General features: G+C 72.6%; 2 protein-coding genes. Both read left to right on the plus strand.

Translation table 11 applies throughout. From position 1 onward, the window contains the following. On the plus strand, window positions 1-905 hold a 905-nt coding region (locus AB0G02_RS31705), incomplete at its 5' end, for a hypothetical protein (protein ID WP_360801422.1). A gap of 12 nt (window positions 906-917) precedes the next feature. Then, window positions 918-1,676, plus strand: a 759-nt coding sequence (locus AB0G02_RS31710) for a sugar ABC transporter permease (RefSeq protein ID WP_360801425.1), incomplete at its 3' end; no start/stop codon positions are given.

Raw genomic sequence — 1,676 nt, forward strand, 5'->3', positions numbered from 1 at the left:
GGTTGCAGCCGCCGACCACCAACGACGCGATCCGGCAGGCCGCCGAACGGCTCGAGCAGGGCGACGTCACGGGCATCGTCGCGAGCACCACGCCCGCCGACGTGTTCACCCACCAGACCTTCGAGCACCTCGCGCTCGCCAACGGCTGCGAGCTGGTGGGAGACGACGGTCGGGTGGCCTTGGACAGCCCCGCCTGCGTCGCCGCGTTCCGGTTCTACGCCGACCTCGTCACCGGGCACTCGGTGGCGGGCAACCAGGACGTCGACACCACGCGGGCGACCTACTTCGCGGGCCGGGCGGCCATGGTGATCTGGTCGTCCTACCTGCTCGACGAGCTGGCCGGCCTGCGCCAGGACGCGCTGCCGACGTGCCCGCAGTGCCAGGCCGACCACGCCTTCCTGGCCCACAACACGGGTATCGTCGCCGCGCTCACCGGACCGGACGGCGGCGAGCCGAGCACCTTCGGCGAGACGGCGTCGTTCGCGGTGCTCAAGGACGCGGCCACGGACGACGCCAAGGAGCTGGTCCGGTTCCTGATGGGCGACGGCTACCGCGACTGGCTCGCCATCGCGCCGGAGGGCAAGGTCCCGGTGCGCGCCGGCACCAAGGACGACCCGCAGGAGTACGCCGAGGCGTGGCGCGGGCTCGCCGCGGGCGTGGACACCAAGGCGCCGCTGGCGGACTTCTACGACGCGGAGACGTTGCGGGTCGTCCAGGACAGCCCGCGCAGCTTCCGCCGCTGGGGCTTCACCCGGGGCAAGGCCGAGCTCGCGGGCGCGGTGGCCGGGCAGCTCGTCGTGCCCAAGGCGCTGGCCGAGGTGCTCAACGGCTCCGGTGACGCGGCCGCCGCGGCGCGTTCGGCCAGCGCCCAGGCCGCCACCATCGCCCAAGAGCTCGGCGAGTAGGGGACCGCGGCCGTGGCGGCACGACGGCGGACGTTGCGGCAGCACGACGCGCGCACGGGGTTGCTGCTGCTCACCCCGACCCTGGTGATCGTGCTCGTGGTGGTGCTCGTGCCGCTGGCGTGGTCGGTGCTCATCGCGTTCCAACGGGTCCGGCTGATCGACGTCGGCCGCACGGGCGTGTTCGCCGAGCTGACGCTGGACAACTTCACCCGCGTGTTCGGGTCGGACCTGCTGTGGCGGAGCCTGCGCACGACGGTCGTCTACACCGCCGGTTCGACGTTCGTCGCCATCGCGCTGGGGTTGGTCGCGGCGCTCGCCGTGCGGCGGCCGTTCCCCGGCCGGTCGTTCGTGCGCGCCGCGATGCTCATCCCCTACGTGGCGCCGGTCGTCGCGGTCACGTTCGTCTGGCGGGTGCTGCTCAACCCGGAGTTCGGCATCGTCAACAGCTGGGGGAAGCGGCTGTTCGGCTGGGACGACCCGATCGCGTTCCTGTCCCAGGCGCGCGGCGGGATCACGCTGTTCGGCCTCGAGGTCCCCGTGCCGACCGCGTTGCTGACCGTCATCGCGTTCGAGGGCTGGCGGTACTTCCCGTTCGCCTTCCTGTTCCTGCTCGCCCGGCTGTCGGCGCTGCCCGGCGACCTGGAGGAGGCCGCGACCGTGGACGGCGCGACGCCGACGCAGCGGTTCCGGCACGTCGTGCTGCCGCAGCTGATGCCGGTGATCGCGGTGCTGGTGGTGCTGCGGACCATCTGGACGTTCAACGAGTTCGAC

Source organism: Actinosynnema sp. NPDC023658 (assembly GCF_040639995.1).
In the GTDB taxonomy this organism is placed as follows: domain Bacteria; phylum Actinomycetota; class Actinomycetes; order Mycobacteriales; family Pseudonocardiaceae; genus Actinosynnema.